This window comes from Paracoccus alkenifer, from assembly GCF_900108405.1.
Lineage (GTDB): Bacteria > Pseudomonadota > Alphaproteobacteria > Rhodobacterales > Rhodobacteraceae > Paracoccus > Paracoccus alkenifer.
In genome coordinates this window covers 20,688-33,462 of record NZ_FNXG01000004.1, presented here as the reverse complement: position 1 = coordinate 33,462, position 12,775 = coordinate 20,688, and the positions used below count along the sequence as shown (strand labels likewise).

Sequence of the window (12,775 nt, the reverse complement as noted above, 5' to 3'; positions counted from 1 at the left end):
GCATATTCGGGTTTCATCGGCAGTGAACGACATTCATCAGCGGGGCAGTGACATGGACAGCGCAACCGGATGGGAAGACGTGCGGCTTGAGCTTTCGGGCGGTGTCGCGCGCATCACCCTGTGCCGCCCGGCCCGGCGCAACGCCATGCGCAACCGCTCGGCCGACGAGCTGCTGGCGGCGCTGCGCGCGGCCGAGACGGGGGATGCCCGCGCGGTGCTGCTGACCGGCGAGGGCGCGGCATTCGGCGCCGGCTATGATCTTTCGACGCTGGACCCCGGCGCGGTGCCGGATCTGGCGCAGGTGCTGGACGATCACTTCAACCCGCTGATCCGCGCCCTGCGGGAATCGCCGCTGCCCGTTGTCGCGGCGGTGCAGGGGGCCTGCGCGGGGGCCTCGGTCGGGGTGGCGCTGGCGGCGGATATCGTGATCGCGGGCCGCTCGGCGTTCTTTTATGAACCCTTTGTCGGCATCGCGCTGGTGCCGGACGCCGGCAACACGCTGTTCCTGCCGCGCGTGGCGGGGCGCATCCGCGCATCCGCCGCGATGCTGCTGGGCGACCGCATCCCCGCGGCCGAGGCCGAGCGCTGGGGCCTCGTCTGGCGCGTAGTTGACGATGACGCCCTGCTGCCCGAGGCCGAGTCGATCTGCGCCCGTCTGGCCGAACGCCCCGCCGCCGCGCTGGCCGCGACCAAGCGGCTGATCGCGCGCGCGGCCGAGCCGGATCTTGACGCCATGCTGGACATGGAACGCGACCTGCAAGGCGAGGCCGGGCGCGGCCCGGAAATGCGCGCCGCCATCGACGCATTTTTCGCCTCGCGCAAGGGGGCGCGGTGATGGCCGACCCGACGCTTTCCCCCACCCGCTTCATCGACAGCGACCACCCCGACATCGTGGCTTTTGCGCGCGAACATGCGGGGACGGGCGACATCCGCGCCCGTGCGGTCGCGCTGGCGCGGGCGGTGCGCGACGCGGTGCCCTATAGCCTGTGGGCGTTCCGGGTCGAGCCGGAATATTTCGTCGCCTCGCAGGTGCTGCGGCAGGATTCGGCGTTCTGCGTGCCCAAGGCGGTGCTGCTGGCCGCGGTGGCGCGGGCGGCGGGGATTCCGTCGCGGATCGGCTTTGCCGATGTCCGCAACCACCTGACCTCGCCGCGGTTTTCCGCGATAATGGACAGCCCGGATTTCCACTGGCACGCCTATACGGCGCTGCTGATTGATGGCCGCTGGCTCAAGGCGACGCCTGCGTTCGACATCGGGCTGTGCGAACGCAGCGGGGTTGCGCCGCTGGAATTCGACGGCACGCAGGATTCCATCTTTCAGCCCTTTGACAGCCAGGGGCGCAAGTCCATGGAATATATCGGCTTTCATGGCGAATTCGACGACATGCCGCACGAACGCTTCAGCGCCGAGATGCAGCGGATCTATCCGCGCCTGCTGGCGGGCGTCGCCGCCGAGCGCGCGCGGCGCGCGGCGGCGGGGTGACCCCGGTCAGAACCGGAACACCCCGTAGCCCGGTTCCGCCAGCGGCGCGTTCAGCGCCGCTGAAATCGCGATTCCCAGCGCGTTGCGGGTGTCCGCCGGGTCGATGATCCCGTCGTCCCAGATTTCCGAGGTCGCGTGCCAGGCCGACAGCTGGTCCTCATACGCCAGCCGGGTTTCCTGCCACAGCGCCTTGATCTCGGCCTCGTCCACGGTGCCGCCGTTGCGGCGCATCTGGTTGGCCTTGACCTCGGCCAGGGTGTTGGCGGCCTGATCGCCGCCCATCACCCCGATCTGGTGGTTCGGCCAGGTGAACATGAAGCGGCCGTCGAACGCCCGCCCGCACATGCCGTAATTCCCCGCCCCGAACGAGCCGTTGCACATCACGGTGAACTTGGGGACATGCGAACAGCTGAGCGCCATGATCATCTTGGCGCCGTCCTTGGTGATGCCGCGGCGTTCGTATTCCTGCCCGATCATATAGCCGGTGATGTTCTGCAAAAACACCAGCGGGGTGTTGTTCTGGTTGCACAGCTCGATGAAATGCCCGCCCTTGAGCGCGCTGTCGTTGAACAGCACCCCGTTGTTGGCCAGGATCCCGACCTTGAACCCCCAGATATTGGCGAAACCGCAGACCAGCGTCTGCCCGTAGTTGGGCTGGTATTCGTGAAACCGCGAGCCGTCGACGATGCGGGCGATGACCTCGCGCATGTCAAAGGATTTCTTGATGTCGTCGGGGATGATCCCGTAAAGCTCGGCCGGGTCATAGGCCGGCGGCTCGGGGGGTTCCTGCTGCGCGGGCCATTTGCGCGGATGTTCCCACTGGGCCACGATCTCGCGGCCGATGCGGATGGCGTCCAGTTCGTCATTGGCCGGATAGTCGCAGGTGCCGGAAACCGAGGTGTGCATCTCGGCCCCGCCCAGATCCTCGACGCTGACCTCTTCCCCCGTCGCGGCCTTGACCAGCGGCGGGCCGCCCAGAAACACCGCGCCGGTGCCGCGCACGATCACCGAATAATCCGACAGCGCCGGGATATAGGCGCCGCCCGCCGTGCAGTGGCCGAACACCAGCGCCAGCTGCTTGACGCCCATTTTCGACAGGATCGACTGGTTGCGAAAGATGCGCCCGCCCATGTAGCGGTCGGGGAACAGCTCGGATTGCAACTTGAGGTTGCCGCCGGCTGAATCGCACAGATGGATCACCGGCAGGTGGTTTTCGATGGCGATGTCCATGGCGCGGACGATCTTTTTCACCGTCAGCGGATACCACGCGCCGCCCTTGACGCTGGGGTCGTCGGCGCGGATCAGCACCTCGCGCCCCGACACCACCCCGATGCCGACGATGGAACTGGCCGAGGGGCTTTCGCCGTCATAGGCGCGGTTTGCCGCCAGCGAGGACAGTTCCAGAAACGGGGTGCCGGGGTCCAGCAGCCGCTCGATCCGCTGGCGGGGCAGCATCTTGCCCTGTTTTTCCAGCCGGTCGAGATCGCGCTGCGGGCGGGCGTGGCGGGCCTGTTCCTGACGCTCGCGGAACGCCTGCACCAGCGCGCGGTTATGGGCGGCGTTGTGGCGAAATTCGGGGGTTGAGGTGTTCAGGCGGGACTGGATCTTACGCATCGCTTTCGTCCTCGGGGGTCAGGCGGGCAAGGATCTGGTCCTTGCCAAAGGTTTCGTCCTGCGCCACGGCGATTTCCGCCACGGTGCCGTCGCGCGGCGCGGCCAGCACGGTTTGCAGCTTCATGCTTTCGATGGTCAGCAGCGGATCGCCGCGGGCTATGCGCTGGCCGGGGGCGGCGTGGATCTCGATCACCGCGCCGGGCATGGGGGCGCGCAGTTCCGACAGCCCGCCATCGGCGCCGGCGCCGCCGCCGTCGTCGGCCAGCTGCACGACGTGGGTTCGGCCGTCGCAGCGCAGGCTTTGGGCGTCGTCGCCCGCCGCGCGCAGGGCGGTGACGTGGCGCCCGTCGATGGTCAGCGCCAGTTCGCCGTCGCCTGCGGGCCCGGGGTCTTGCACGGTGTAATCGCGCCCGTCGATGCGCAGCAGCAGATGCGGGCGGCGGCGGATGATCTCGATTTCGTGGCGGGTGCCGTTCAGCAGCAGGGCAAAGGACATCTCAGTTCCTCCATGGCCCGATGGCGGCGTGCAGCGCGGGCACGTCGAACACCGCCTGCCGGAACTCGCGGAACCCCAGCGCCGCGGCGATCAGCACCGGGGCCAGCGCGTCATCCGCCATGGGGGCGGGGGCCAGCGCCTGCGCGTGCTGGGCGACAAAGCCGGTGTGCAGATCGCCCGCGCGGAACGCCGGGCTGTCGATCACCCGCGCCAGATAGTCGATGTTGGTCGTCACCCCCAGCAGGGTCAGCTCGCGCAGCGCGTCCAGCGTGCGCTCGATCGCCTGTTCGCGGCTGGCGCCGTGGACCACCAGCTTGGCCAGCATCGGGTCAAAGTCCGCGGTCACCGCCTCGCCCTCGGTCAGGCCGGATTCGAACCGCAGCCACGGCGCCTGCGGCACCCGCAACAGGCGGATAGCGCCGGTTTCGGGCATGAAGTCACGTTCCGGGTCTTCGGCGCAGATGCGGCATTCGATGGCGTGGCCGTCGCGGCGCAGCTGGTCCTGGCGGATCGGCAGGCCGCGGCCGGCGGCGATGTTGATCTGCGCCGCGACCAGATCAAGCCCGGAAATCATTTCCGTGACCGGGTGTTCGACCTGTAGCCGCGTGTTCATTTCAAGGAAATAGAACCGCCCGTCCGGGGCAAGGATGAATTCCACCGTGCCGGCGTTGCGATAGCTGGCGGCTTGGGCCAGCCGCACGGCGGCGGCGCAGATTTCGGCAGCCAGCTCGGGCGGCAGCGCGGCCGAGGGCGCCTCTTCCACGATCTTCTGAAAGCGGCGCTGGATCGAGCATTCGCGTTCATGCAGGTGGATGGCGCCGTTTTCGCCGTCGCCGAGGATCTGCACCTCGATATGGCGCGGGCGCTCGACGTAAAGCTCGGCGTAGATGCGGCCGTCGTTGAAATAGCGCTGCGCCTCGCTGGCGGCCAGCCGGGCGGCCGGGATCAGCCCGTCGGCGTCGCGCACGATGCTCATCCCCTTGCCGCCGCCGCCGGCCGAGGCCTTGATCAGCAGCGGGAACCCGATCTGCGCGGCCTGCCGTGCGAACTCGTCCAGGTCGTCGGTCGGCATCACCGAGGGCGCGACCGGCACCCCATGCGCCTGCGCGAACTCGCGCGAGGAAATCTTGTCGCCCATCAGCGCGATGCTGTCGGCCGAGGGGCCGATGAAGATCAGTCCGGCATCCGCGACCGCCCGGGCGAAATCAGCGTTTTCCGACAGGAAGCCGTAGCCGGGGTGGATGGCGTCGGCGCCGGTGGTCGTTGCTGCGGCGATGATCTGGGCGGTGTCCAGATGCGCGGCGACGGGGGTGTCGCCGAACAGCTCGACCGCCTGATCGGCCATGCGGACATGCAGCGCGCCGGCCTCGGCCGCGTGGTGGACGGCGACCGAGCCCAGCCCCATCGCCCGCAGGCTGCGGATGATGCGGCAGGCGATCTCGCCCCGGTTGGCGATCAGCACCTTGCGGATGGGAAAGTCGGGATCAACGGTCATGGGGTCTGCCTTCGGTCGCGAAATCTTCCAGCCTGCCGCCGGGGGCGGTCCAGACGGCAGGAACCGGCACCGGCAGATCCAGCAGGATCTGCGCCAGCGCCTTGCCCTGCGCGTCATGGCGCAATGACGCCGTGCCGCCGCCCCCCAGCGCCCGGTCCAGCACAAGGTTGAAGCCGTCGAGCCCTGGCCAGTCATGGCGCCGCACTTCGCCCTGCACGAAATGCGCAAGCCAATGGCGCACGGCGTCCGGTGTCACCGCCGCGGCGATCCATGGCAGGAACGCGGGGTCGCGGGACAGCACCCCGATATTGGCGCGGTCGCCCTTGTCGCCGCTGCGGGCGCGGGCCAGCGCGATCAGCGGCACGGTCCGCAGCGGGCCGTCATGGTCGGGCGCAGGGGCCGCTGCGTCGGGGCGGGCAGGGGGCTGCGGGCCGGGCTCGACATGGGGCACCTCGTGGCTGCGCCCCTCGAACGACACGCGCATCGGCACTTGCGCCTTGGGGACCAGGCAGGAAAACAGCCGCACCACCGGCTGCGGCGCGGGGCGACCGCCGGCAAAGCCGGTCAGCCCCTGCGCCATGGCAGTGGCGGCGTGGAAAATCTCGCGCCCGAGGATTTCCAGCGCGGCGCGGTCGGGGTGGCTGGCGGCAAGCCTTAGCACCACCTCGCGCGTGTTCTGCGCGCGGGCCTGCGTGCCGTAGTTGCTTTCCGCGCCCAGCAGCTCGACCAGTGTGGCGGTAAAGGGGGCAAACCCGTCCCGCGCCAGCAGCCGCGCGACCCGGGCCAGGATCGCCTTGGCGGTGGCCTGCGCGCGGGCGGCGGCCTCGCGCCCGGCGACCATCATCGTGGCGGCGACGCGCCAGCCGTCGGCCCATGTGGCGCTGACCTTGAGGCTGTCGGTCGGCGCCACGCCGCGCGCGCCGGTGACGCGCACAAGGTCGGGGCCGGTCTGTTCCAGCCGCACCTGCGACCAGTCGCAGGTCACGTCGGGCAGCAGATAGGCGGCGGGGTCGCCGACCTCGTAGCACAGCTGCTCAGCGACCGTTGCGGTTGAAATCAGCCCGCCGGTGCCCTCGGGCTTGGTGATCTCGAAACTGCCGTCCGGGTGGCAGATGGCGATGGGAAAGCCCATGTCGTCCCAGCCGGCGACGGTATCGCGCCAGTCGGTGATGATGCCGCCGGTCACCTGCGTGCCGCATTCCAGCAGATGCCCGGCAAGGCTGCCGGCAGACAGCAGGTCGTGGTCGCCCTCGAACCAGCCGAATTCGTGGATCAGCGGCCCCAGCACCAGCGCGGAATCGACCACGCGCCCGGTCAGCACCACATCCGCGCCCATCCCCAGCGCCCGGGCGATGCCGAACGCGCCCAGATAGGCGTTGATGCTGAGCAGGCGTTCCGGCATCGGCGCGGCGGTGAACATTTCAGTGGTGCCCGCGGCGCGCAGATCATCCGCGATGGGCGACAGGTCGTCGCCCTCGACCACCGCCACCCGCAGGGGCAGCCCCTGTTCGGCGAACAGCGCCTGCAACGCGTCGCGGCAGGCGTGCAGGTTCACGCCGCCCGCGTTGACCACGACGCGGATGCGCCGCGCTGCGATCTCGACGGCCAGCGGGCGCATCACCTGGGTGATGAAATCGCCTGCGAAACCGGCGTCGGGCGCGCGCGATTTCATCCGCGACAGGATCGCCATGGTGACCTCGGCCAGATAGTCCATCACCAGGTAATCGACGTTACCCTGCCGGACGATCTGGGCCGCGCCCTCGGGGCTGTCGCCCCAGAAGGCGCCGCCGCAGCCGATGCGGATCGCGTGGTCCATCGCCTAGCGCCCCGTCCAGTTCGGCGGGCGCTTTTCGACGAAAGCGGCAAAGCCTTCGCGGGCGTCCTCGGTCTGGGCCATGTTGGCCAGCATGAAGGGGGCGTATTCCAGCGCCGCGTCCAGCGACATCTCTCGGATCTTGGCCAGCGACTGCTTGCCCAGCCTTATGCCGGTGGGGGTCTTGTCGGTGATGCGCGCCAGCAGCCAGCCCAGTTTCGCGTCCAATTCCGCGGCGGGCACGGCGTGGTTGACGATGCCATGCGGCTTGGCCTCGGCCGCGGTGATCGGCTCGCCGGTCAGGCACATCTCCATCAGCACGCGGTTGGGGGTGTTGCGCAGCAGGAAGGGCAGGATCATCATCGGGAACAGCCCCACCTTGACCTCGGTCACGCCCAGCAGCGCATCCTCGCGCGCCACCACGAGATCGCAGGCGCAGACAAGGCCAAAGCCCCCCGCCAGCGCGTGCCCGTTCACCCGCGCGATCAGCGGCAGGCGGCAGTCGTTCATCCGGCGCAGCAGCGCGGCCACATAGTGGCGGGGATCGGCCGCGTCGATGCTGAACGGCGCGCCGTCCGCCGCGGGTTGCAGGTCGCCGCCGGCGCAAAAGGCGCGCTCGCCCGCGCCGGTCAGCACCACGGCGCGGATGCCGCCGTCCGATTCGGCCCGATCCAGCGCCGCCATGATCGCCGCCGCCACATCCGCATTCAGCGCATTGCGCCGCGATTCGCGCGCGATGGTAATCGTCAGCGTGGCGTCGTCGCGGGCGGTCGTGACCGGATCGGACATGGCGCTGATCCTCCTTCAGCCTGTGTCCTGTAATTAATGAGGCTGCTTCATCGTCTGTGTCAATCGCGTTCTTTGGGTCAATCAAAACTCTTGACCCGTTCGGTTTAAGTAGTGATGAATATTGTTCATCAACAGGCGCCGACGCGCCCCCGGCCAAGGAGCTGTGCCCGATGACCTCCAACCACCCGGACCTGTTCGAACTGGACCCCGATCGCGCTGCGGTCCTCGACCACGCCGACCGTTTCGCGCGAGGCGAGCTTTACCCGCTGTCCGAGCGGATGGACGCCGAGGAATGGTGGCCCGAAAACGGGATGCGCCTGGTGGGCGAGGCTGGGTTCCTGGGCGCCACCATCCCCGAGGAATACGGCGGCGCCGGCATGGACCTGCTGTCGGCAGGGCTGGTGATGCAGGCGTTTTCACGCTGGAATCACGCCATGGCGCTGTCGGTGGTGGCCCATGACAACCTGTGCGCCAACAACATCTGGCGTAACGGCAACGACGCGCAGCGCCGCAAATACCTGCCCGACCTGTGTTCGGGCAAAAAGATCGGGGCGCTGGGGCTGACCGAGCCGGGGGCGGGGTCGGACGCGCTGGGCTCGATGCGCACCACCGCGCGGCGCGACGGCGATCATTACGTGCTGAACGGGTCCAAGATCTTCATCACCAACGGGCCGGTGGCCGATGTGGTGCTGGTCTATGCCAAGACCGCGCCCGATCAGGGCACGCGGGGCATTTCCGCGTTCATCGTGGAGACCAAAACTCCCAGCTTCAAGGTCGCGCAGAAGCTGGTCAAGATGGGCTATCGCGGCAGCCAGACGGCCGAGCTGGTGTTCGACGAATGCCGGGTGCCCGCGGAAAACCTGGTCGGCGCGGAAAACCGCGGCGTCGGCATCGTGATGAGCGGGCTGGACCTTGAACGCGCCATGGTCGCGCCGCTGTGCCTGGGCATCGCGGAACGGGCGCTGGACCTGTCGCTGGACTATGCCAGGACCCGCCGCCAGTTCGGCAAGCCCATCGGCAGCTTCCAGATGGTGCAGTCGATGCTGGCCGAGATGTATGTCCAGACCGAGGCGATGCGCACGCTGGTCTGGCGAGTGCTGGGTGCGGCCTCGCATGTCGAGGCGGGCGAGGGCGGGCGCGGCGACATCCACCGGCTGACCGCGGCCTCGGTGATGTTCGCGGCCAATGCGGTGAACAAGGTGCTGGATCTTGCGGTGCAGATCCACGGCGGCTCGGGTTATATCTGGGAATCGGAAATCAACCGGCTGTATCGTTCCACCAAGCTGCTGGAAATCGGCGCCGGCACCACCGAGGTGCGCAAGCTGATCATCGCCGGCGACTTGCTCAAGGACATGCCCCGTGACTGACGCCGTGACATCGTTTGGCCTGACCGACGCCCAGCTTGCGACGCAGCGCATGGTGTTCGCGCCGGATGCGCTGGCGGGGCAGGTGGCGGTGGTTTCGGGCGGCGCGGGCGGGATCGGGCGGGCAGTGGCCTGGCTTTACGCCCGCATGGGGGCCGAGGTGATCGTCACCGGCCGCAAGCAGGACAAGATCGATGCGCTGGTCGCGGCGCTGCGCGACGCCGGCCACCGCGCCAGCGGCGACGTGCTGAACGTGCGCGACCGCGAATCGGTCGATGCGTTCTGGGACCGGGTCTGGGCCGGGCGCCCGGTGGATATCCTGGTCAACAGCGCCGGCGGCCAGTTCCCGCAGGCGGCCATCGACATCAGCCCCGGCGGGTGGAACGCGGTGATCGACACCAACCTGAACGGCAGCTGGCACATGATGCAGGCGGCGGCGCGGAAATGGCGCGACGGGGGCCGCCCCGGCAACATCATCAATATCGTGGTGGTGACCACCGGCGGGCTGCACGGCATCGCCCATTCCATCGCCGCGCGGTCCGGGGTGATCGGGCTGACCCGCGCGGTGGCGGTGGAATGGGCAGAATACGGGCTGCGGGTGAACTGCGTCGCCCCCGGCGCGGTCGAGACCGAGGGTTGGAACGTCTACACCCCCGAGGTCCGCGCCACCTATGCCAACTCGAACCCGATGATGCGGGTCGGCACCGCCTGGGACATCGCCGAGGCCTGCGCCTATCTGGGCAGCCCGTCAGGCAACTTCGTCACCGGCGAGGTGCTGACCGTGGACGGCGGCGGCCAGCATTGGGGCGAGACCTGGACCACCGGCAAACCGGATTACTTCAAGGGCTGAAGCCTGTACCGCAGGGATCGGCTCCATCCCGTTCGGGCGGTCCTAAATATCCTCGGGGGCCCGGGGGCAGACAGCCCCCGGCCCGGCCGCGCAACCAAAGCTCAGCCCGCCAGCCCCACCCGCTCGCGCATCCGCGCCAGCATCTGCATCTGCTCGGCGCTGAGTTCGATGCCCTCGGCCTCGGCCTGCGCACGGGCGGCAAAGCGGCGTTGCGAGGGCAGGCGGGCGCCCTGGCCGACGATGGCCTCAAGCAGGGTTTCGGCGCGGGCAAAGGGGTCGGCGCGGCCGGCGGCGAAACGCTCGGGGCAAAAGGCCAGCAGCAGCTCGCCGTGTTTCGGCGCCAGCGTGGTGGTGCCCAGATAATCCAGCGCCTCGGCACTGGTCATGTCGCCGATCATGGCGCCCGCCATCAGCTCGATCATCGTCGAGATGGCCGAACCCTTGTGCCCGCCAAAGGGCAGCATCGCGCCGTCCAGCGCCGCCTGCGGGTCGGTGGTGGGGTTGCCGTCGCGGTCCACGGCGCAGCCCTCGGGCAGGGGCTTGCCGGCGATGCGGTGCAGTTCCACGTCGCCCCGCGCCATGAACGAGGTCGCGAAATCGAACACATAGGGCCGCCCGCCCGGGCGCGGCCAGCCAAAGGCCAGGGGGTTGGTGCCCAGCAGCGGCTTGGATCCCCCCGCAGGCGCCACCGTCGCATAGCTGGGGCACATGGCGATGCCCGCCAGCCCCAGCGCGGTGATCTGTTCCACCTCGGGCCACAGCGCCGAGAAATGCGTGCAGTCGTTGATGACCAGCGCCGCCAGCCCCAGCGCGCGCGCGCGTTCGGCCAGCGCTGGCAGCCCGACGGCCAGCCCGGCCACCGAATAGGCGCCGTTCGCGCGCACCCGGATCACCGCGCTGCCGTCGTCGTCCAGCTCGGGCATCGCCTTGACGTCGACCTTGCCGGCCTCGATGGTGCGCAGGCAGCCCTCGATCCGGTAGATCCCGTGCGAGGCGCAGCCGTCGCGCTCGCCCGCGACGATCACCTCGGCGACGGTGCGCGCCTGCAACTCGGACGCGCCCGCGGCCTGAAAGATCCGCTCGACCTCGGCGGTCAGCTGGTCGATGGTCATGGTGCCGGTCATCTTGTCCCCCCGCAGTTCTGTCGTTGTGCGAACTGCATACATTATGTATGCAGGGGCGACAACGCGCATGTTACGGAAAGGCTCCGGCAGATGTCCTCGAACCCGCATGGAAAACACCTGATCGCCGGCGAATGGGTCGGCACGGACCGCAGCTTCCGGTCCGACCCCGCGCACGGGCCATCCCATGAATTCAGCTGCGGCAGCCCCGATCTGGTGGACCGCGCCTGCCGTGCGGCCGAGGATGCGTTCTGGACCTATGGCTATTCCCCGCGCGAGGACCGCGCCCGGTTTCTTGACGCCATCGCCGAGGAAATCGAGGCCCGCGCCGACGCGATCACCGAAATCGCCACGCAGGAATCCGGCCTGCCCGAGGCACGGTTGCAGGGCGAACGCGGCCGCACCACCGGCCAGCTGCGCCTGTTTGCCGACCATATCCGCAAGGGCGACTATCTGGACCGCCGCGTTGATCCGGCGCTGCCCGACCGCCAGCCGCTGCCGCGTCCCGATATCCGGCTGATGCAGCGCCCGATCGGGCCGGTGGCGGTGTTCGGTGCCTCGAACTTTCCGCTGGCGTTCTCGGTCGCGGGCGGGGACAGCGCGGCGGCGCTGGCCGCGGGCTGCCCGGTGGTGGTCAAGGGCCACCCCGCCCACCCCGGCACCAGCGAGATCGTGGCGCAGGCGGTGGACGCCGCCCGCCAGCGGCTGGGGCTGCATCCGGGCGTGTTCAGCATGGTCCACGACGGCGGGCTTGAGGTCGGGCAGGCGCTGGTCCAGCACCCGCTGATCCGCGCCGTGGGCTTTACCGGCAGCCTTGTCGGGGGCCGGGCACTGTTCGACCTGTGCGCGCAGCGCCCCGACCCGATCCCGTTCTTCGGCGAGCTGGGCAGCGTGAACCCGATGTTCCTGCTGCCGCAGGCGGTCGCCGCGCGCGGTGCCGAGATCGCCCGCGGCTGGGCCGGGTCGCTGACCATGGGCGCCGGGCAGTTCTGCACCAACCCCGGCATCGCCGTGGTGCTGCAAGAACAGGCCGACACCATCCTTGCCCCCATGCGCGATGCGCTGGCCCAGATCGGCGCGCAGGTCATGCTGACCCAGGGCATCGCCGCGGCCTATCGCCGCGGCCGCGAACGCATCGCCGCCGCCCAGGGCGTGCGCGAGGCGCTGACCTCGATGTGCGACCAGCGCAACGCCACCCCGAACCTGTTCGTGGTCTCGGGTCAGGACTGGCTGGGCAACCACGATCTGGGCGAAGAGGTGTTCGGCCCGCTGGGGCTGCTGGTCACCGCAAGGGACGCGGACGAGATGCTGCGCATCGCCCGCAGCCTGAACGGGCAGCTGACCGCAACGCTGCACATGGACGCGGGCGACGCCACGCTGGCGCAGCAGCTGCTGCCGGTGCTGGAACGCAAGGCCGGGCGGGTGCTGGCCAACGGCTTCCCGACCGGGGTCGAGGTCTGCGACGCCATGGTCCACGGCGGCCCCTATCCGGCATCAACCAATTTCGGCGCGACCTCGGTCGGCACCATGGCGATCCGCCGCTTCCTGCGCCCGGTCAGCTATCAGAACCTGCCCGAGGCGATCCTGCCCCGCGATCTGGCCTGAGCCACGCGCCCACCCTTGCAGCCCGGTGTCCGCGTCGCGGCCGCAGGGGTATTTGGACCAGAAAGAAATCCCGAGGCTGTCCGAAAGATGCTTCTTTCTGGTATAAATACCCCTGCGGCGCTGCCGCCTGCGCTGCGTCCTGGGGG

At 69.3% G+C, this 12,775-nt stretch carries 11 protein-coding genes; 5 read left to right on the top strand and 6 right to left on the bottom strand.

What is annotated here, in order from left to right:
* The first annotated feature begins 52 nt into the window (after positions 1-52).
* Both BLW83_RS10655 and BLW83_RS10650 read left to right on the top strand, forming a co-directional pair.
* Positions 53-835, top strand: a complete 783-nt coding sequence (locus BLW83_RS10655) for an enoyl-CoA hydratase-related protein (RefSeq protein ID WP_090848223.1) — start codon at positions 53-55, stop codon at positions 833-835.
* Positions 835-1,482, top strand: coding sequence for a transglutaminase domain-containing protein (locus tag BLW83_RS10650; RefSeq protein WP_090848222.1), 648 nt, complete (start codon positions 835-837; stop codon positions 1,480-1,482). Before BLW83_RS10655 ends, BLW83_RS10650 begins: the two co-directional genes overlap by 1 nt.
* Positions 1,483-1,488: 6 nt before the next feature.
* Here the strand turns inward: BLW83_RS10650 and BLW83_RS10645 are convergent, their stop codons facing one another.
* From BLW83_RS10645 to BLW83_RS10625, 5 genes are read right to left on the bottom strand one after another with little or no spacing between them, the layout of a single operon-like run.
* Positions 1,489-3,096: an acyl-CoA carboxylase subunit beta gene (locus tag BLW83_RS10645; protein WP_090848221.1), complete on the bottom strand. Its 1,608-nt coding sequence runs from the start codon at positions 3,094-3,096 to the stop codon at positions 1,489-1,491.
* Complete coding sequence (locus BLW83_RS10640; protein ID WP_090848220.1) at positions 3,089-3,592, bottom strand: acyl-CoA carboxylase biotin carboxyl carrier protein subunit; 504 nt, start codon at positions 3,590-3,592, stop codon at positions 3,089-3,091. Before BLW83_RS10640 ends, BLW83_RS10645 begins: the two co-directional genes overlap by 8 nt.
* A 1-nt stretch (position 3,593) precedes the next feature.
* Positions 3,594-5,087, bottom strand: coding sequence for an acetyl-CoA carboxylase biotin carboxylase subunit (locus tag BLW83_RS10635; protein ID WP_090848219.1), 1,494 nt, complete (start codon positions 5,085-5,087; stop codon positions 3,594-3,596).
* Positions 5,077-6,903 (bottom strand): acyclic terpene utilization AtuA family protein, encoded by a 1,827-nt coding sequence (locus tag BLW83_RS10630; protein WP_090848218.1) that lies wholly within the window; start codon positions 6,901-6,903, stop codon positions 5,077-5,079. The genes BLW83_RS10635 and BLW83_RS10630 overlap by 11 nt, the downstream gene beginning before the upstream one ends.
* Positions 6,904-6,906: 3 nt before the next feature.
* Positions 6,907-7,689, bottom strand: coding sequence for an enoyl-CoA hydratase-related protein (locus tag BLW83_RS10625; RefSeq protein ID WP_090848217.1), 783 nt, complete (start codon positions 7,687-7,689; stop codon positions 6,907-6,909).
* A gap of 170 nt (positions 7,690-7,859) precedes the next feature.
* On the opposite strand from BLW83_RS10625, the gene BLW83_RS10620 reads away from it, so the two are divergent.
* Together BLW83_RS10620 and BLW83_RS10615 are read left to right on the top strand one after the other, a co-directional pair.
* Positions 7,860-9,056, top strand: coding sequence for an acyl-CoA dehydrogenase family protein (locus BLW83_RS10620; RefSeq protein ID WP_090848216.1), 1,197 nt, complete (start codon positions 7,860-7,862; stop codon positions 9,054-9,056).
* Positions 9,049-9,903 carry an SDR family oxidoreductase gene (locus BLW83_RS10615; protein WP_245728802.1) on the top strand — a complete coding sequence of 285 codons (855 nt, stop codon included), beginning with the start codon at positions 9,049-9,051 and terminating at the stop codon, positions 9,901-9,903. Before BLW83_RS10620 ends, BLW83_RS10615 begins: the two co-directional genes overlap by 8 nt.
* A gap of 101 nt (positions 9,904-10,004) precedes the next feature.
* Here BLW83_RS10615 and BLW83_RS10610 read toward each other — a convergent pair whose 3' ends face one another.
* Entirely contained in the window at positions 10,005-11,027 is a 1,023-nt protein-coding gene (locus BLW83_RS10610) for an Ldh family oxidoreductase (RefSeq protein WP_090848215.1), read from the bottom strand.
* Between the two features lie 90 nt (positions 11,028-11,117).
* Between BLW83_RS10610 and BLW83_RS10605 the strand changes: the two genes are divergently transcribed.
* Positions 11,118-12,629 (top strand): aldehyde dehydrogenase (NADP(+)), encoded by a 1,512-nt coding sequence (locus BLW83_RS10605; protein ID WP_090848214.1) that lies wholly within the window; start codon positions 11,118-11,120, stop codon positions 12,627-12,629.
* The last annotated feature ends 146 nt before the right edge of the window (positions 12,630-12,775 follow it).

What these genes read in the sequence shown, in the direction of transcription:
- BLW83_RS10645 (WP_090848221.1), bottom strand. Translation starts at nt 3,096, where the DNA reads ATGCGTAAGATCCAGTCCCGCCTGAACACCTCAACCCCCGAATTTCGC.
- BLW83_RS10640 (WP_090848220.1), bottom strand. Translation starts at nt 3,592, where the DNA reads ATGTCCTTTGCCCTGCTGCTGAACGGCACCCGCCACGAAATCGAGATC.
- BLW83_RS10610 (WP_090848215.1), bottom strand. Translation starts at nt 11,027, where the DNA reads ATGACCGGCACCATGACCATCGACCAGCTGACCGCCGAGGTCGAGCGG.
- BLW83_RS10635 (WP_090848219.1), bottom strand. Translation starts at nt 5,087, where the DNA reads ATGACCGTTGATCCCGACTTTCCCATCCGCAAGGTGCTGATCGCCAAC.
- BLW83_RS10655 (WP_090848223.1), top strand. Translation starts at nt 53, where the DNA reads ATGGACAGCGCAACCGGATGGGAAGACGTGCGGCTTGAGCTTTCGGGC.
- BLW83_RS10630 (WP_090848218.1), bottom strand. Translation starts at nt 6,903, where the DNA reads ATGGACCACGCGATCCGCATCGGCTGCGGCGGCGCCTTCTGGGGCGAC.
- BLW83_RS10620 (WP_090848216.1), top strand. Translation starts at nt 7,860, where the DNA reads ATGACCTCCAACCACCCGGACCTGTTCGAACTGGACCCCGATCGCGCT.
- BLW83_RS10605 (WP_090848214.1), top strand. Translation starts at nt 11,118, where the DNA reads ATGTCCTCGAACCCGCATGGAAAACACCTGATCGCCGGCGAATGGGTC.
- BLW83_RS10625 (WP_090848217.1), bottom strand. Translation starts at nt 7,689, where the DNA reads ATGTCCGATCCGGTCACGACCGCCCGCGACGACGCCACGCTGACGATT.
- BLW83_RS10650 (WP_090848222.1), top strand. Translation starts at nt 835, where the DNA reads ATGGCCGACCCGACGCTTTCCCCCACCCGCTTCATCGACAGCGACCAC.